The organism is Domibacillus epiphyticus, assembly GCF_001975785.1.
In the GTDB taxonomy this organism is placed as follows: Bacteria; Bacillota; Bacilli; order Bacillales; family Domibacillaceae; genus Domibacillus; species Domibacillus epiphyticus.
In genome coordinates this window covers 1-18,073 of the sequence record NZ_MSFI01000016.1, presented here as the reverse complement: position 1 = coordinate 18,073, position 18,073 = coordinate 1, and the positions used below count along the sequence as shown (strand labels likewise).

Here is an 18,073-nt window from a genome sequence, read left to right as displayed (position 1 = left end):
AATTATAGAAACATAGGAAAAAGCACCCGCCTATTTCCAGGCGGGTGCTTGAACTAAAACTGTATAAGACCTAAACTAATCTGCAAGGCGTCGTCCACTTTCTCCATCATTCCTTCGTCCAGCTGCGTAATTTTATCTGTCAGCCGCTGCTTATCGATCGTCCGGATCTGCTCGAGTAAAATGACAGAGTCTCTTTCAAAACCATACCGCTCAGCATTAATTTCTACGTGCGTCGGCAGTTTGGCTTTCTGGATCTGAGCTGTAATGGCCGCGACGATAATAGTGGGACTGAACCGATTCCCGATGTCGTTCTGGACGACAAGAACAGGCCGGACGCCGCCTTGTTCGGAACCGACAACAGGGGACAGGTCTGCAAAATATACGTCACCACGTTTTACGATCACACGGTTTATCCTCCACTTACTAAACGTTCGACTGTGTTTCCTGCCTCATATTCAGCCTGCATTGCTTCTGAAGCAATAGCTAGATTGATTTTTGCCATTTCCATGTATCCACGGCGCATAGACTCTTGTATATGGCGCTTTTTTCTTTCACGCAAATACATTTTCGTCGCGCGGTAAATGAATTCACTGCGACTGATTTCTTCCTGCTCCGCAAAACAATCGAGTTCATTTACAAACTGTTTTGGCAAGTTTACTAACACATTTGTCGTTGTACTGGATTCAGACAAGAACCACACCTCCACCAATCACTGCACACGTCTCTTTTTCTTACTGTCACACCTATAATATCATTGCACGCAGCGGTATGGAAGAGCAAAAATGAAAAATGTTGTATAACAGAGAACTCATATACCTCATACCGTTTATAACAGAGGGTTTGTAACGTTAACAATTTGTCCCTTTTCTCTGTACACACGCGGCACACGCGCTGTGATGATGCACGGTATTTCATAGTTGATCGTATCAAGTTTTTTCGCAATTTCATCCATTGTTACAATCTCATTCCCTTGACTTCCAATTAGTGTAACCTCTGAACCGACTGAATATTCATGAGGAAGACGAATCATGCACTGGTCCATGCAAATTCTGCCGACAATCGGTGCTCTTCTGCCATCAATAAGCACTTCCTGTCCACTCAATTTACGAATCCATCCATCCGCATAGCCAACGGGGATAGTTCCAATCCACTCCCCCTCCGACGCCTCATATGTTGCCCCGTAGCTAACTTTTTCCCCAGCCTTCATTTGCTTCACATGAATGAGTTTTGTATGAAAAGAAAAAGCCGGTTTCAATTCAAACGGCAACATTGGTTCAATCTCCGGCGATGGTGTTAATCCGTACATGGAAATACCGAGCCGAACAGCGTTACAGCCTGCTCCATGAAAACGAAGGGTTGCTGCACTATTTGCACAATGGATGTAAGGCGGTTTTTCGGATATAGACGATATAAGCAATTGAAAAGTGGTTAATTGCTGCTCGAAGTATGCTGTATCTACTTCATCCGCAGTAGCAAAATGAGTAAAAATACCTTCAAACATATATATTGGAGATCCATTAAGTTCATCAATGATTGATTGAAGCTCCTCAACGGTTTTCACCCCAATCCGTCCCATCCCGGTATCACATTTAATATGCACACGGAGCGTTTGCCCACTTTCAATTTGAATATGATCCAGCCACTCCTTATCATATACTGTCAATGAAATATTGTGTGACGCTGCAATGCCGGCATTTTCAGGACGACTAGCTCCAAGAACGAGAATAGGCGCTGTTATACCTGCCTTTCTCAAGGATAAAGCTTCGTCTAAAAAGGCAACAGCCAGACCGTTTGCACCCGCTTTTAACGCCGCTTTCGCAACTTGCACATCCCCATGGCCATATGCATTTGCCTTTACCACCGCAAACATATGCATTGAATTTTGCAGAAATTTAATGGTTTGTCGTACATTCCATTCAATCGCGTCAAGGTTTATTTCTGCTCGCGTATCGCGGTAATAGCCCATCTACTTCACGTCCTAATTTGTCAATATCTTTCGCATTATCTATTTTAAACAAAAAAAAAGCAGCGGTAAACAATACGCTGCTTTTATTTCAAGGTGCCTGGCTGCATTGACGCTGCCACGGTCGCCATTTCACCATGGGTCATTACATCCGATGCCAGCATAAACTCTACTCCGTTATATACCCAAGTTAATGAACCGTCTGCCGATTCACCTGCAGCAAATCCCATATCCGCCATATCACCCGAAGCAGTTACAACACTTTGTCCCTCTGGGGTTGCTGCTCGTTTTTGAATAAGGGTAAATGGCTTGTCACCGTCATATGTTAAAATGACACGATCCCCTACTTTCGTTTCATCAACTAGTTTAGAATTGTTAACTGCGATAGGATAATGTACCGAAAATTCTGTTTCAACATCACCGGCGGTTTCTTTCGTCTTTTTATTCGCTTTCTTTCTGTCAAAATCACCTTTTGCGAATGTTGGCTTTAAATCCATTTTTTTGAATACAACCGTAATGACAGCTTTTTGTTCTTTGTCCATTACCTTTACCATTGCCGGTGTCAAATCGCTTTTATGGAAGGTTATTTGCTGGCGCGGCAGCATACTGCTGTTTGTATAGCGGGTTTTCGTTTCAAAAACATAGTACTTGTCTGTTTCTTTAAATCCCGCCTCCCCATCCGCTTTTATGTCTGCCGCAAGAGATTCAAAAAGGTACGACTGACTACTATTTTCCGGCCAGTTATTTTCGTATTTAAAGCTTTTGCCAAGAGACGGCGTCATCACGTAAATACCTGATTTATTTTTCAAAATCGTTTGGCTGTGTTCATTCGTGACAGAAGAAAGATGAACGCGGTAATACTTGTGCTCTTTGTTCCAAATGTCTACATTATAGCTTTGTTTTTCTTTACCAGCTTGAATTTCAAGAACTGCTTTTGCTTTATATCCAGCTGCATTTTTTGCTTTTTCATTAATCTCCGTCACAATGTCTTCTTTCGTCGGCGCTCCGCAGGCAGATAATACGAGTAAGACGACTGCCACCATTAGTAAGCCAGTCCATTTTTTTTTCATTGCCGCACCCCTTTCCTCATTAGCACTATATGAGAAAGAAAGGTGCAATATTCATTCGATCACAACGACGGCCGCGGCATAATCACGGCTATGTGTAATCGTTACATGAACGCCTTTTGAAAAAGGACGTGTTAAAACAGGCCGCCCTAAATCATCAGCCTCCACTTCAATGTCTTGAAAGGATAAATGTTCACCAATGCCCGTTCCCTGTGCTTTTGAAAAAGCTTCTTTAACCGCAAATCGCCCTGCTGCATATTCCCACTGGCGACTTCCTTTTTTTTCTTGAAAAATAGCAAGTTCCTGCGGTGTTAAAATACGTTCTATAAATTTCGGCTGCCGCTCGATTAAACGGCGAATCCGGTCAATTTCCACAATGTCCATCCCGATTCCTTTGATCATATGGTCTCCTCTCATTTTGAAAAAAGCCGCTCCGGCATTGACCGGAACGGCTTTTCATTCATTAATTTGAAGAATATTTGCGACGTCCGCCGCCTGAACCACCTGAACCGCCTTTGCGGTCACGGTTTCCATAAGAGCGTCCGCCGCCTTGACGTCCGCCACCGCCTGATTTACGATAGCCGCCTGAATTTTTGCTGCGGAATTTATCGCGTTTTTGAGGTAGTGCAGCTTCATTTGTAATGTGAACCGGTGTACGATCCGGCTCTTTTGTGATCAGCTTAAGCGCTGCTGCTACAACTTCTTCCGGATTGTTTTGATCAAGCAAGTCTTTTGCAAATGTGCGATACTCCGCCCACTCGTTTTTCGCTATTACTTGTTCAAGTTCATTTACAGCAGCTTGCTGCAAGCCGCTTAGCGCATCATCCCAAGATGGAGCTTCCATTGGTGTCATGCGTTTTTTCGTTGTACGTTCCACTTCACGAAGGTAGCTCATTTCACGCGGATCAACAAATGTAACTGCCATACCCTCTTTACCGGCACGTCCCGTACGGCCGATACGGTGAACGTAGCTTTCAGGATCTTGAGGAATATCATAGTTGTATACGTGTGTTACACCAGAAATGTCAAGACCGCGCGCCGCAACGTCTGTCGCAACAAGCACGTCAATTTTTCCTTCTTTAAAGCGTTTCAACACAGTTAAACGCTTCGCCTGGGTCAAGTCACCGTGAATTCCTTCCGCCTGATAGCCACGGAGGCTAAGTGCATTTGCAAGCTCATCTACACGGCGCTTTGTGCGGCCGAAGATGATCGCAAGCTCAGGGGAATGTACATCCATAAGCCGTGCAAGAACATCAAATTTATCACGCTGCTGTACTTTTACGAAGTATTGATCGATGTTTGAAACCGTCATTTCTTTCGCTTTCACACGAATCATTTCTGGATCTTTCATGAAACGTTCTGCAATTGCACGAATTGGTCCCGGCATTGTTGCAGAGAACAATAGTGTTTGGCGTTCTGCTGGTACGTTTGAAAGGATCGATTCAATGTCTTGAATGAAGCCCATGTTCAGCATTTCATCCGCTTCGTCCAAAACAAGCGTCTCAAGGTTTTCCAATTTCAATGTGCGACGGTTAATATGGTCAAGAATACGACCAGGTGTACCAACAATAATATGTGGACGCTGTTTTAAAGCGCGGATCTGGCGCTGAATGTCCTGTCCGCCATATACAGCAAGTACACGTGCTCTTTTGCCGCTTCCGATTTTGTATAATTCTTCAGATACTTGAATCGCTAGCTCACGTGTTGGTGCAATAATCAGGCCTTGAATCGAATCATTTTTTGTATCGATTTTTTCCACCATTGGAATACCGAAAGCAGTCGTTTTACCCGTACCCGTCTGCGCCTGTCCGATGATGTCTTTTCCTGTTAGACCAAGGGGAATCGTTTCTGACTGGATTGGTGTTGCTTCCTCAAACCCCATTTTGTCAATTGCTTTCAGCGTCGCTTCGCTTAAATTTAAATCTTTAAATTTCGTCAATAGTTTCTTCTCCTTCTATGTTAAACTGCTATCCGCACAAAAAATACCCTTCTACGTTCATGCGAAGAGCAACATATCTGTTTTATCTTATCATTCCATATCCGAATTTTCAATGCGCATTTTTATAACACTACGTTATTCGGACAAAAAAGTAAAGACTTTCTCGAAAAGCTCTTTTTTATTTCCTGTATGACAAATTAGATGTTTTGCTCCTGCCGAGTAATGAAGGTGGCGTTCAGCGGATGATACACGGCTATAAATATACTCAGCACTTGCAACAGGAACGATCCCGTCAGATGTTCCCTGCGCAATAAATACCGGCACGACAATTTTTTTCAGAGACGGGCGGGCGAGACGAACCACTTTTTGAAATTCCCTTGCTGCAGACGGAGGGGTCATAATTAATTTTTCCCTATATCGCAGAAATAATTCATTTTCATGGAGCTGCTTCCTTCGAAAATCATGCACCATTTCAAGCACATCTTCTTTTACCTGTGAAGGATTGACGTATTTTGCTGCTGCACTGAGAAAAACGAGTTTACTGATCGGGTGACGGGCAGCAAGATACGCGGCAATCAAACCACCCATCGAAAAACCGATCACATATACTTTTTCGCATTTGCCAAGCAATGTTAGGAGTTCTCTTTCTGCGCAATCAATCCAGTCTGTACAAGAAACGCTTTTTAAGGATAGGGTTTCGCCGTGCCCCGGCAAAATAGGGGCAACAACTGTCCAATCTGTATGTTCTTTTATATATTCAGCCAGCGGCTCTACTTCATAAGGTGCTCCTGTAAAGCCGTGTACAAGCAGGCAGCCAATCATGATTTATCACCGCTTTCTGCCTCATCATCTCGATAGCCTGTCCGCCACTTCTTCTAGCTTCATGCCTCTTGATGCTTTAATGAGAAGCAATTCACCGCCTTCTAAAACACCCTCTATTGCATGAATCATTTCTTCTTTATCCTGGAAAGCAAAAATCCGGTCTGAACTTAACGAATTTTTTGCTCCCGATGCAATAAACTGACTAAGCGGGCCATACGTAAATAAGTAGTCGATTTTATCGCCATCAATCACTTGGCCTGTTTGATAATGAAATAATTCTTCGTCCAGTCCCAGTTCCAGCATATCGCCAAGAACTAAAATTTTCCGGTCGTAACCGGGCAGTTCAGATAAAAGTGCAATCGCTGCCTTCACTGATGTCGGACTGGCGTTGTACGCATCATTTATCATTTTTATACCCTTTTTGCCTTCTATCCATTCCATCCGCATTTTCGTCAATTCAACTTTACGAAGCCCTGATGCGATCTTTGCATACGGCACGTCAAACAAATTTGCTGCTGCAATCGCCGCCAGCGCATTTGTAACGTTGTGCTGGCCAAGCACCGGCAAGTCAAATTTCACAGAAGGCTCTTTATTGATAACAAAAGAACTGCCGTTTTCCGTTTGTTTAATTGAAACAGGATAGAAATCATTTGAATCATCCAGGCCAAATGTCTCCACTTGATACGGTACAGCTTCCATCATTTTTTCAGCAAGCAGAGGTTCGTCCCCAAAATAAATAAGTGTTCCTTCTTCTGATAATCCCTCGGCAATTTCTAGTTTCGCATCCGCAATTGCTTCGCGCGACCCAAGATCCTGCAGATGCGATTCCCCAATATTTGTAATGATGGCAGCATCCGGTGCAGAAAGCCTTGACAAAAGCTCTATTTCTCCTCTACCACTCATCCCCATCTCCAAAACCGCTACTTCTGTTTCTTCATGTAATGACAGCAGCGTCAGCGGCAAGCCGATATGGTTATTATAATTACCTTCCGTTTTTTGAACGCGGTACTTTTCAGCAAAAATAGCAGCAGTCATATCTTTTACAGTTGTTTTTCCATTGCTGCCTGTTATGCCGACTACTTTCACTTGAAGTGAATCGCGGTAAGCTTTAGACAACTGCTGAAGTGCTAGTAAAGTATTTTCAACAATGAGCACGGGTAAATCCTCCGGTGCTCCCGGCACATCTTTTTGCCATAGAGCTGCCCCCGCTCCGTTTTCAATGGCCTGGCGCACGTATTTATGCCCATCTGTATTTTCGCCGGCAAGCGGAACAAACAGACGGTTCCCTTTCACCTGACGGGAATCGATCGACACCCCCTCTATAAGACGTTCGTGCCAGTTTGTAACTTCATTTTCTACATTCATCATTTTCGTTAACTGCTCAACAGTTTTGCGAATCATGAGCGCCCACCTTTAAACTGTATATTTGATTTTCTGTTTTTCTGTATGACGTTCAATCGCCAGGTCAATCATTTTTTCAATCAGCTGCGGGTACTCAACACCTGCTTCTTTCCAAAGAAGCGGGAACATGCTGAATGGAGTAAAGCCCGGCATTGTATTGACCTCATTAATTAAAAACTCGCCACTCTCGGTTAAGAAAAAGTCCGCACGAACAAGTCCGGAGCAGTCAAGTGAACGAAATGCCCGAATTGCAAGACTTTCCATTTCTTTCTTTTGATCAGCTGTTATTTCTGCTGGAATGATCAGCGCTGTATCTGCGTCTTCGTATTTCGCTTTATAGTCGTAAAAGTCCTTTTTCGGAACGATTTCCCCAATTACCGAGCAAGCGGGATGATCATTTCCTAAAATACCCACTTCAATTTCCCGGGCATTAACCCCTTCTTCAATAATGACTTTCCGGTCAAATTGAAATGCCTCTTCCATTGCATCGATCAATTCATCCTTGTTCTGACACTTGCTAATGCCTACACTTGAACCCAAGTTTGCCGGTTTAACAAAGCATGGCCAGCCGATTTCCCGTTCGATCATTTCACAAGAAGGAATTTTATTCGTTTCCCATTCTGTACGTGTCATATGCGTATAACCTACCTGTTTTAATCCGGCCTGTGCGAAGACATTTTTCATAATTACTTTATCCATACCGGCCGAAGAGGCAAGAACACCATTTCCAACGTATGGTACATTCAATACTTCCAGCAGCCCCTGAACAGTACCATCTTCTCCATTTGGTCCGTGCAAAAGAGGGAAAACTACATCATATTTCCCTTTTGAGAGCATAGACAATACATGTTCAGTTCCGCCGTTGCCCTTTATCGTTAGTTCATCTATATGTTCTGCAGGAGCGTCCAGCTTTTCACCTTCAGTCCATGTTCCATCAATTGATATGTAAACCGGATATACATCGAATTTATTTAAATCGAGCGCAGCAGTCACAGCTTTTGCTGTTTGCAATGATACATTATGCTCCGCTGATTTCCCTCCATAAAGCAACCCAAGTTTCATTTTCATTATAAGCCTCCAAAAATTTTCGGTATTTTTTATTTTATCATGCTTTCGAGAAAAACAAGTCTCATCTATTTTGTGCTCAAATAGTATTTTATGCATGCACGACCGGGAATATGAACCTGACTATTTCCTTATGTATTAAAAAGCGGATCCAAATTGAGAATCCGTTTTTTATGAAAACACACTCCACTCATGTGTTTTTTTATCAAAAACAAACCGGGCATGCGGCGGCGTTTTAAAACTCATGATATATTCATCGAAAACGTCATCCATGCTGCTATGGTCACCCACGATCCAAAGCGGCACCTCCACTTTCAAACGGCTCTGCTCAGTTTTGGCAAGTGATATTACAATTCCTTCTTTCATGCCTCCGCTGACAAGAGAAATCATATCAGGGGGAATCGGCGGAAATGCGGATCCTTTCTTCAAGGCAAAAAAAGAACGTTCACTGCGAAAAAAACCAAGTTTCTGGGAAATAACCTTTCCGATAACACGATAAAAATCAGGCATATGGCGATAAAATGTTTTGTTAAACCATTCATCATCATGCGACAAATACGCATACCGGTTATTCAATTTGCTGTAAAATGGACGACGCAAATGTTCCTTGCTGTGCGCCAAATATAAAAGTTCGGCTATTTCCTGTCCATCGAGTTCATTTAATCCGTCTGTATCCTCAAAGTCAATCCAGCAAAAGTCACCATATTCTCCGACATCTTCCCTTAATAAACTCTTCAATCCTTCTGGTTCAATGTAATCAAAACGGGTATGCATATTAAAGTCACTTTCATCAAATTTATGCTTTAATAGAAGCAAATGCGGCGGAGTCTCCGGAATAGCCTTCATGAATTCTTGAAATTCAATTCCATACGATACGACATATTGATTAATCGGGTGTAAATGTATATAAATAAGTTCTTTCATGTTTCCGGGATTCTTCAATCGTATGACCTCCACATCGTGACAAATTGCATAGCTGCCTTTATCTTTTTTTGTTATACTGTTATTTTATCAAAATTTGTTCATCTTCGTATGTAAATATATAATGAAATTTACAAAATGTGTGACACTTTTTTGCCGCAATCGTTTTATACTAAATGAGCAGCTAAAATTTCAACTTAAAGGAGGGGACGCTTGTGAATTCGAATTTAACCGAAGACCAGCTCACCCTGCTTGTCATCAAGCATTTAAAAGAAGGTAAAAAAACAGAATTTCAGCAATTAATCGATGAACTTCATCCATATGATATGGCCGCCATTTATCGAAATTTGCCTCAAAAACATCAAACGCGTTTTTTGATTCATTTATCAATCCCGATTTTGACGGATATGATCCAAGAGCTTGAAAGCGACGAGCAAATGGCCGTGCTTAAAAAAGTGGGGAAAGACCGCACGCGAAAAGTGCTTGATGACATGGATAATGATGACCTTGCATCCCTTCTGGATGACATGTCGCCGGAAAACATTAAACTGTTTCTTTCCGGCATGAAAAAAGAAGAATCATCGATCATTGAAAGTATGATGAGCTATCCGCCAGAAACTGCCGGACGCCTCATGACGAACCGGTTTGTCTGGATAAAAGATTCTTATACAGTCAGAGAAGCTGTCGAAAAACTAAAAACGTTCGCTGAGTTTGCGGAAACGATCAACTATTTATATGTGATCGATGATGAAAAAAAACTCGTCGGCGTTGTATCATACCGCGATATGCTGATGGCGGATACACACGAAAAAATTGCCGATGTGATGTATGCACGCGTCATTTCTGCAGGGGTGTATATGGATCAGGAAGAAATTGCCCGCCTAATTGAACGCTATGACTTTCTTGCGATTCCGGTTGTCGATGATGACGGCGTGTTAATTGGGATTGTCACGTTCGATGATATAATCGACGTCGTTATTCAAGAGGCAAATGAGGATATCGAAAAACTGTCTGCTTCCGGTAAGTCAATTGACTTTGACACGAAAGCGGGTGTCGCTGCATTCAGAAGGCTTCCATGGCTTGTGCTGCTTTTATTTATAGGGCTTGTATCAGGCAGCATTATTTCTGGATTTGAAAACACGCTTAATCAAGTCGTAGCGTTGACCTATTTTATGCCAATGATTTCCGGAATGACAGGAAACACCGGCACGCAGTCACTCGCCGTTGTTGTTCGCGGTCTCGCTTCACGAGATATTGACATGAAAACCGTGCTCGCATTAATCATGCGTGAATTCGGCGTCGGGTTAATTATTGGTGCCGTTTGCGGCGTATTGATTTTTTTCATCGCTTTTTTCTGGCAAGGCAGTGCTGTCCTCGGTTTTGTTGTAAGTGCATCTCTTTTGTTGACGCTGATCATCGGGACACTTGCCGGTACAATTATTCCTCTCGTCCTATACAAAATGAACGTTGATCCAGCTGTTGCATCTGGACCACTTATAACGACGATTAATGACATCTTTTCACTTATCACATACTTTACAATTGCATCCTGGTTTTTAACACAACTTTTATAAAAGATGCAACAATTGACCGAATTATCTGTCTTTATTATAATAAAATAAACAATAACGAACTAAGGAAAGAGGGTGGTCAAATGGGACATTGACGGTTAATACTCCATTACTTCACTGCCAATTTTTCAAATTTGATCATCATATTTTTAGGAGGTGACTTCTTCTTTCGTCAAAAGAGCGGGAGAAGAAATCTGATTGGACATATGGATCACGCTTATTGCTGTTATCCTTGTTGCTTTAACATTTACAGCCATTCGCTTCATGAAAAGAAAAGAAAAAAATGAAACTGGAGACCCCCCCTCGGCAGAGTCTTCAGCTCTTCTAGCCGAAATAAGCGGGATGCCTAGCAATTTGGCTGTTTTAAGTGACCGATCAGCCACAGAAGTCATGGTTCCGCGTACAGAAATGGTTTATATGGAAAAAGATGATTCAGTCAAAGACTGCGTCAGCCGTTTTCGTGATACAAAATTCACCCGCTACCCAATCATTGACGGCGATAAAGACCGCGTTATAGGTTTTGTAAATTTTAAAGAAGTACTTGCGGAATATGTTTCTGATCCTGTTGTCGGAGCAAAAAGCATAAAACATTTCGTCCGGCCGGCCATTCGCGTCATGGACTCCACACCAGCTCACGAACTGCTAGAGAAAATGCAGGAGGAACGGACACAGATGGCAATTTTAATTAATGAATACGGTGGCACTGCGGGAATCGTCACAGCAGAAGATATTATCGAAGTGATTGTCGGAGAATTGTATGATGAATTTGATGCTGCCGAACCCCCAGTTATTCAAAAAATAGGCGACCGCCATTACATCGCCAGCAGCAAGCTCTCTCTATCGGAAGCTTCTCACCTGCTCGGTATTAACATGAGTGATGAAGATGTCGATACAATCGGCGGCTGGATGCTGACTGAAAACTTTGATATTCAATCTGGCGAAACAATTGAATATAGCGGATTTCTATTTACGGTTTTGGAGATGAAAGATCATCAAATCCGCCATGTTGAAATTCAGCCTGTGCCAGCAGATGATATAATACTAGAACCAGCAAAAGCAGCTTCGATCCCATTTGCTGCAGCAAATAATGCTTAAAAACCCGCTGAAAAGCGGGTTTTGTTTTTTCAATAAAAAGGAAGTATAATAGACAATATGACTTATGACTAAATATGATTGGAGTTTTTATGAAAAAAATCATACAATCGGCTCTTTTTCTAGCTGCCGCCTGGACGATTATTCCGACCGTAGCGGCAAAAACGTATTCAACACGTGTCAAAAAACGAGGACCAGACCGAAAACAAATCGCGCTGACATTTGATGACGGACCGGACCCTGTATACACTCCTCTTCTACTTGATACGTTAAATAAATATAATGTAAAAGCCACTTTTTTTGTTGTCGGTGAAAAAGCGGAACGTCATCCTGATTTGATCCAGCGTATTCAGCAAGAAGGGCATGACATTGGTATCCATAACGACAAGCACATTTCAAATTGGTTTTTATCGCCTTCTAGCATGAATGATCAGCTTGTTCGTGCTGCGAAACGAGTATCGGCCATTACCGGTCAAAACGTTACCTTATATCGACCACCGTGGGGGCACTTCAATCCCTTTACGCTATCAAAGGCCGCTCACTTTGAGACGATAATGTGGACAGATATTCCTGGAGATTGGAAAAAAAGCATGACCGTACAAAAACTTGCAGACAAATTGCGTGCTGCCCGTTCAAATGGTGCAGTCATTACATTACACGATAGCGGCGACACTTTTGGTGCCCATAAAACGGCTCCGCGTGTTATGATTAAAGCACTTCATTTGTTTTTATCGGATGAGGCGTCAGCACAATATGAATTCGTTACGATCACAACATTGTATACTAAACAGAGGGCTTAAATGGAATCGTTAATACTTGATTATTTATCTAAATACGGTTATGTTATTTTATTTCTAGCTGGTCTATTTGGCATTGTCGGCATTCCCGCTCCAGAAGAAAGTTTATTTGTGTATATCGGCATGCTGGCGAAAAACGGATCTATTTCTTTCGCCGGAGCTGCCGCCGCCTTAATATCCGGTGCAATCATCGGAATGGCTATTAGCTATACTCTTGGCCGTATCATAGGACAGCCGCTTCTGGATCGGTATGGAAAGTATTTAGGTGTAACGAAAAAACGACTGCGGAAAACCATTATGAATTGGGATTTATCGAAATCATTGTTTGTCGGTTTTTTCATTCCCGGCATACGTCAATTTAATCCATATTTTGCTGGTATCGCAAAATTTACGATACCCGGATTTATGGCCCTTTCCGTTTTAGGGGCCTCGATGTGGGTATTGATGTATATGTCAGCTGGTTTTCTGATCAGTTCGTACATTAAGATTGAACCGCTCTATTTAGGAATTGCCGGTGCGCTTTTTTTCATTATTTTTATCATCCGTTTTATCGTGAAATGGAGAAAATCGTCACATTCCCGCTGATAAAGGAGTCAACCTATATGAAAATTATTGTGCTTCCTTTATTTCGTCTGCCGTCGGGTCATCATAAAGCAGCGGAAGCCATTATTGAACACATTACCCGGCTTAGACCTAACGCACAAATACAAACGGTAGATTTATTAAGCTATTGCCATGAGTCGCTGGAATCGGTCGTTTCTAAAATGTACATGCAATGGATAAGTAAAAAACCAGAGTCATATAGCAAATTTTATAAATCGTTTATCTATACTCCGGATGGTAAACGAAGTGAGCAAGTTCCTCTTCATGTCTGGGATAAATATTTCGAATTCCGTCTTGCCCGTTTCATTGAAAAAGAGCGTCCTGATTATATTATATGCACGCATAGCTATCCATCGAAATTGCTAAATCATTTAAAACGACAGCGTAAGATTGATATACCAGTGATCAATGTTTATACCGACTTTTTCGTCAGTGATGTATGGGGAAAACGCAGCATTGATTATCATTTTGTCCCTCACCTTGAAGCAAAAAAATGGCTGACAAAGTTTGGCGTGCCAGGGAACAGAATCTTTATCACCGGTATACCTGTTCACCCGTCATTTGAAGTAGAACATACGCTATCTGAACATCGCTCAATCCTTGTCGCTGGCGGAAATAGTGGACTCGGTCATCTTGAAAAACTGTTAAATAATTTACATTTGGATTCTCTCTCATACACTTATAAGGTGCTTTGCGGGCATAACGAAAAACTTCGCGAACAAATTATTTCAATGGGAAATCCTCGTATTCAGGCACTTCCTTATATGAGCAGCAGGGAAGAAATGAACTGGCATTACGAGGAAGCATCAGCGATCATTACAAAACCCGGCGGAATCACAGTCAGTGAAGTACTAGAAAAAGAACTGCCTGTTTTTATCGCAGGTGCCCTTCCCGGTCAGGAAGAGTTTAACGCTGATTATTTGAAAAAACGGCAGCTTATATATGAGTTGCATGAATATGAATCTGTTGAAAAGCAAATTACAGCGATTATTGAGAGCGACATCGAACGCAATAAGTGGAAAAAACGTCTTGATATGTACCGTCTTGAGAAAGAACATACACTGGAATCAACGCTCATGAATATTTTTGGCAAAGAACCATCATCTATCCCGCTGTAAAAGCGGGTCTTTTTATTAGTGAAATGTTTGGTTGAAATGCTATAATTTCAACTTGAGAGTAAATCTTTTGCGAGAAAGGAATTAACATGGAGAATTGGATTATTTCAATGATGGAAGAGTACGGATTATGGGGTGTCTTTTTTTTAATTGCACTTGAAAACTTATTTCCGCCGATTCCTTCTGAAGTTATTTTAACATTTGGCGGTGTAATGACTGGATCAACGGATTTAACTGTCACTGGTGTGATTTTAGCATCAACAGCAGGATCAGTTGTCGGTGCCGTTATTTTGTATGGAATTGGGTTATTACTCGATGTTGAAAATTTAGAAAAAATCATTGACCGTTACGGTCGTTTTCTTCGCGTCACCAAAAAAGATATTTACCGTGCAGATGCTTGGTTTGACAAGTATGGTGTATGGACCGTATTTTTATGCCGTATGGTACCGCTTATCCGCAGTTTAATTTCAATTCCAGCAGGAATGTCAAACATGAACTTCTTCTTGTTTCTCATTTTTACTACAGCAGGAACATTGATTTGGAATACAGTTCTGGTAAATCTAGGTGCTGCATTTGCCGGTTCATGGCATACGATTGTTGATTATATGGATGTTTACTCAAACGTTGTATACGCTATTCTTGCAATTTTGTTCATTGCAGCTCTTGTATGGTTTATTAAAAAAATACGCAGCCGTTCCGCATAAAAAACGTCCGGGAATATAATTTTCCGGACTTTTTTTATAAAGAACTGATGAATTGGATATGCTTTTTTTTAATTGAACAGTTTGAAGGCGTGAAAGCGTATACTTCTCCGTCCATATCAATACGAAGCGGTCTTGTTGTAGACAATGAAAATGATGTAACCCGATGATGTTCAAGATTTGCCGCATGATCTCCGGTCATTTTTATTTTTTCTTTGTGCAAAAATTCCTTTACGAGAGGAAAACCAGCTTCTTTCACGATAATTAAATCAAGAAATCCGTCTTCATGATCTGCTTCAAATGGCAAATCAATGGCACCGATATAGTTTCCATTTAGTGCGACTGCCATGATGGCATCCCCTTCAAGTGTATTTCCATTTGCTTCAATCATATAATGAAAATAGTCCGGCTTGCGAATGGTTTCCAGTGCACTCAAATAATAACTTAATTTGCCGATCAAGCTCTTTTTATGATGATCAATATTTTCCGATGTATCTGTAATGAGTCCGATGCCCCAAAAATTGACGAAAAACCGATCGTTCATTACACCAATATCCACTTCACGCATATTTCCATTTTTTATGAGGTGGCATGCAGACTCTATATCCGAAACGCCGATGGACCGGCAGAAATCATTACATGTCCCCCCAGGAAGCACCGCTACAACAGGGCGGTCACCCAAACGTGCGATACCATTAATGCATTCATGAACCGTTCCGTCACCGCCGTAAATGATGATGACATCATAATTACTTCCATACCGGAAACAAACATCTTCAGCTTCTCCTGGCGCCAACACGTGCTCGTCTAAATGTTCAACTGCTTTACGAAGTACCGGCACGATCTGCCGATAACTGGACACTGCACCCTTTCCTGCATGTTTGTTCATCAAAAAAAGACCATTTTTAAAACGCATAAACAACACGCCCTTTTTATCCGGGATGATATGACGTGATGACTTTTTCACTTCCTGCCGTTTCCCGGCTGCTTTGTAATGAGTTCCATAACTCTACTCTTGATTTTGTTACCGTTGCTTTAACACCCAGCCTGGAAATTTTATCTATCATTTTACGAGTCCGATCCGCACTCTTCATTTATATCCATCCTTTAGGTTTTTTTGTTTATACGTTAACAGGTTTAAAAGTGTTTCATTTTTTAAATAAGTAGTCATTATTTTCCCCATTTTGCCGATTTCAATCCGGTTTATTCTTCTTTTTTCCTGTATAGTTAATGTTGAGAATAATTAAGAAACAGGTCGGTGATGAACATGACGATCGATATTACAATCTGGCCTTTGTTCGCATATGTGCTATTCCCTCTAAACGTAGCCTTTGCGATAGTCGTTATTTTCCTTGAACGACGCGATCCAGGAGCAACATGGGCATGGCTGATGGTCCTTTTTTTCATTCCGTTTCTCGGTTTCCTCCTATACCTCGTCTTTGGCCAAAACTTGAGCAGAAGCAGACTGTTTGATTGGGATGACAAAAAGAAAGTCGGCATTGAAGAGCAAATTGGTCATCAAAAAAGAACTATAAAAGAAGGAATATACCCATTTGCCAATCCGCACACACAGGAAAATTCAAAACTTGTTTTTATGCTGCTCAGCCATAATGATGCGGTTTTATCCGAAGATAACAGTGTATACATCTACACTGATGGAACCGAAAAATTTGAATCACTTATGCATGATATCCGTCAGGCAAAAGATCATATTCACATTCAATATTACATCTTCCGATATGACGGACTCGGAAAAAAGTTAATTGACCTTTTAACAGAAAAAGCGCGGGCTGGCATTGAAGTATGCATCCTATACGATGAAATGGGCTCACGAAAACTAAGACGGCGACAATTTAAGCAATTAATCGAAGCTGGCGGTGTCGTTGAAATTTTTTTTCCGTCACGTATACCCTTTTTTAATCTTCGACTTAATTACCGCAATCACAGAAAAATTGTCGTCATCGACGGACAAATTGGGTATGTCGGAGGGTTTAATGTCGGTGACGAGTATTTAGGAAAAGATCCATCATTCGGTTACTGGCGTGATACACATTTACGGATAGAAGGCAGTGCTGTTCATGCGCTGCAGACACGCTTTATTTTAGACTGGAACCAGGCGTCAAGACGGCATGACTTTATGTATGAAGAACGGTTATTTCCAGCCCCAGCTAAAAAAGGCGAAGTCGCAATGCAAATCGTCACAAGCGGCCCAGACTCTGAATGGGAACAAATTAAAAGCGGCTATATTAAGCTCATTATGACCGCCAAGAAGTCCATTTACATTCAGACCCCATATTTTATTCCAGATGCAAGTATTTTAGACGCACTTCGTATAGCTGCGCTGTCCGGAATAGATGTAAAAATTATGATACCTAACAAACCGGATCATATGTTTGTATACTGGGCAACATATTCGTATGCGGGTGAACTTATGAAAGCCGGAGCGAAAGTGTATATTTACGATGATGGCTTTATACATGCGAAAACAATCGTTGTCGATGAACGGTTAAGCTCTGTCGGCACAGCCAACATTGATGTTCGCAGCTTCCGCTTAAATTTTGAAGTCAATGCTTTCATGTATAATTACGAAACCGGAAAAAAATTAGCAAAAACGTTTATGCATGACATGCTCGTTTCTTATGAATTAACACCTGAGCTTTATAAAAAGCGATCGTATATGATCAAATTCAAGGAATCGATCTCGCGTCTCCTGTCTCCTATTCTTTAAAAGATGCATTTGTGGCTTCTTTTATTTTTTTGCGACAAAACTGTAAAAATTTTTTGAACTTTCTGTGAACAAGTAGTATAATAAATTTACAAACTAATGATGAGGTGATAATGATGGACCAAGTATTGATGAAGCGTTTAAATAAACAAGGACTCATTTTTACGGCTATTCACACGGTATTTTTTCTGAACCTCGCATTTGAATTCATTGTGTATTCTTAAACAAAACAAAGACCGCTGTTCTAACGAGGGCACTGAAAAACTTACGTTTTTAAATCCCTAATCGTTT

The 18,073-nt window shown here is 41.4% G+C and carries 19 protein-coding genes; 7 read left to right on the top strand and 12 right to left on the bottom strand.

Annotation, left to right across the window (positions count from 1 at the left end):
• Window positions 1-53 precede the first annotated feature (53 nt).
• The 10 genes from BTO28_RS10360 to BTO28_RS10315 form a co-directional block, all read right to left on the bottom strand.
• Window positions 54-404, bottom strand: coding sequence for a type II toxin-antitoxin system PemK/MazF family toxin (locus BTO28_RS10360; RefSeq protein WP_045852181.1), 351 nt, complete (start codon window positions 402-404; stop codon window positions 54-56).
• A gap of 5 nt (window positions 405-409) precedes the next feature.
• Window positions 410-691, bottom strand: coding sequence for a CopG family ribbon-helix-helix protein (locus BTO28_RS10355; RefSeq protein ID WP_076765976.1), 282 nt, complete (start codon window positions 689-691; stop codon window positions 410-412).
• A 135-nt stretch (window positions 692-826) separates the two neighbouring features.
• Window positions 827-1,966, bottom strand: coding sequence for an alanine racemase (gene alr / locus BTO28_RS10350; RefSeq protein WP_076765975.1), 1,140 nt, complete (start codon window positions 1,964-1,966; stop codon window positions 827-829).
• An 83-nt stretch (window positions 1,967-2,049) separates the two neighbouring features.
• Window positions 2,050-3,033: a LolA family protein gene (locus tag BTO28_RS10345; protein ID WP_076765973.1), complete on the bottom strand. Its 984-nt coding sequence runs from the start codon at window positions 3,031-3,033 to the stop codon at window positions 2,050-2,052.
• A gap of 51 nt (window positions 3,034-3,084) precedes the next feature.
• Complete coding sequence (gene acpS, locus BTO28_RS10340; protein ID WP_076765971.1) at window positions 3,085-3,432, bottom strand: holo-ACP synthase; 348 nt, start codon at window positions 3,430-3,432, stop codon at window positions 3,085-3,087.
• A 61-nt stretch (window positions 3,433-3,493) separates the two neighbouring features.
• Window positions 3,494-4,969: a DEAD/DEAH box helicase gene (locus BTO28_RS10335; protein ID WP_076765969.1), complete on the bottom strand. Its 1,476-nt coding sequence runs from the start codon at window positions 4,967-4,969 to the stop codon at window positions 3,494-3,496.
• 135 nt (window positions 4,970-5,104) lie between these two features.
• Complete coding sequence (locus BTO28_RS10330) at window positions 5,105-5,791, bottom strand: alpha/beta hydrolase (RefSeq protein ID WP_076765968.1); 687 nt, start codon at window positions 5,789-5,791, stop codon at window positions 5,105-5,107.
• Between the two features lie 24 nt (window positions 5,792-5,815).
• Window positions 5,816-7,192 (bottom strand): UDP-N-acetylmuramoyl-tripeptide--D-alanyl-D-alanine ligase, encoded by a 1,377-nt coding sequence (locus BTO28_RS10325; RefSeq protein ID WP_076765966.1) that lies wholly within the window; start codon window positions 7,190-7,192, stop codon window positions 5,816-5,818.
• A gap of 12 nt (window positions 7,193-7,204) precedes the next feature.
• A complete protein-coding gene (locus tag BTO28_RS10320) occupies window positions 7,205-8,260 on the bottom strand; it encodes a D-alanine--D-alanine ligase (protein WP_076765964.1) in 1,056 nt (351 codons plus the stop codon).
• Between the two features lie 168 nt (window positions 8,261-8,428).
• Complete coding sequence (locus tag BTO28_RS10315) at window positions 8,429-9,199, bottom strand: hypothetical protein (protein WP_083711484.1); 771 nt, start codon at window positions 9,197-9,199, stop codon at window positions 8,429-8,431.
• A 194-nt stretch (window positions 9,200-9,393) separates the two neighbouring features.
• Here BTO28_RS10315 and mgtE point away from each other — a divergent pair, with 194 nt between their 5' ends.
• The 6 genes from mgtE to BTO28_RS10285 all read left to right on the top strand — a co-directional run bounded on the left by mgtE (window position 9,394) and on the right by BTO28_RS10285 (window position 15,060).
• The gene (gene mgtE / locus BTO28_RS10310) at window positions 9,394-10,752 is read left to right on the top strand and encodes a magnesium transporter (protein ID WP_076765962.1); all 1,359 of its coding nucleotides are present in this window, start codon (window positions 9,394-9,396) and stop codon (window positions 10,750-10,752) included.
• Window positions 10,753-10,947: 195 nt separating this feature from the next.
• Window positions 10,948-11,844 carry a hemolysin family protein gene (locus BTO28_RS10305; RefSeq protein ID WP_076765961.1) on the top strand — a complete coding sequence of 299 codons (897 nt, stop codon included), beginning with the start codon at window positions 10,948-10,950 and terminating at the stop codon, window positions 11,842-11,844.
• 89 nt (window positions 11,845-11,933) lie between these two features.
• Window positions 11,934-12,641, top strand: a complete 708-nt coding sequence (locus tag BTO28_RS10300) for a polysaccharide deacetylase family protein (protein WP_076765994.1) — start codon at window positions 11,934-11,936, stop codon at window positions 12,639-12,641.
• Window positions 12,642-13,223, top strand: a complete 582-nt coding sequence (locus BTO28_RS10295) for a DedA family protein (protein ID WP_076765959.1) — start codon at window positions 12,642-12,644, stop codon at window positions 13,221-13,223.
• A gap of 17 nt (window positions 13,224-13,240) precedes the next feature.
• Window positions 13,241-14,359: an MGDG synthase family glycosyltransferase gene (locus tag BTO28_RS10290; RefSeq protein WP_076765957.1), complete on the top strand. Its 1,119-nt coding sequence runs from the start codon at window positions 13,241-13,243 to the stop codon at window positions 14,357-14,359.
• 86 nt (window positions 14,360-14,445) lie between these two features.
• Window positions 14,446-15,060: a DedA family protein gene (locus BTO28_RS10285; RefSeq protein WP_076765955.1), complete on the top strand. Its 615-nt coding sequence runs from the start codon at window positions 14,446-14,448 to the stop codon at window positions 15,058-15,060.
• 34 nt (window positions 15,061-15,094) lie between these two features.
• Here BTO28_RS10285 and BTO28_RS10280 read toward each other — a convergent pair whose 3' ends face one another.
• Both BTO28_RS10280 and BTO28_RS17150 read right to left on the bottom strand, forming a co-directional pair.
• Window positions 15,095-16,024 (bottom strand): diacylglycerol/lipid kinase family protein, encoded by a 930-nt coding sequence (locus BTO28_RS10280; RefSeq protein WP_144289478.1) that lies wholly within the window; start codon window positions 16,022-16,024, stop codon window positions 15,095-15,097.
• Window positions 15,990-16,151 carry an Lmo0850 family protein gene (locus BTO28_RS17150; RefSeq protein ID WP_158068812.1) on the bottom strand — a complete coding sequence of 54 codons (162 nt, stop codon included), beginning with the start codon at window positions 16,149-16,151 and terminating at the stop codon, window positions 15,990-15,992. The genes BTO28_RS10280 and BTO28_RS17150 overlap by 35 nt, the downstream gene beginning before the upstream one ends.
• A gap of 173 nt (window positions 16,152-16,324) precedes the next feature.
• Between BTO28_RS17150 and cls the strand changes: the two genes are divergently transcribed.
• A complete protein-coding gene (gene cls, locus BTO28_RS10275; protein WP_408606656.1) occupies window positions 16,325-17,785 on the top strand; it encodes a cardiolipin synthase in 1,461 nt (486 codons plus the stop codon).
• Window positions 17,786-18,073 lie beyond the last annotated feature (288 nt).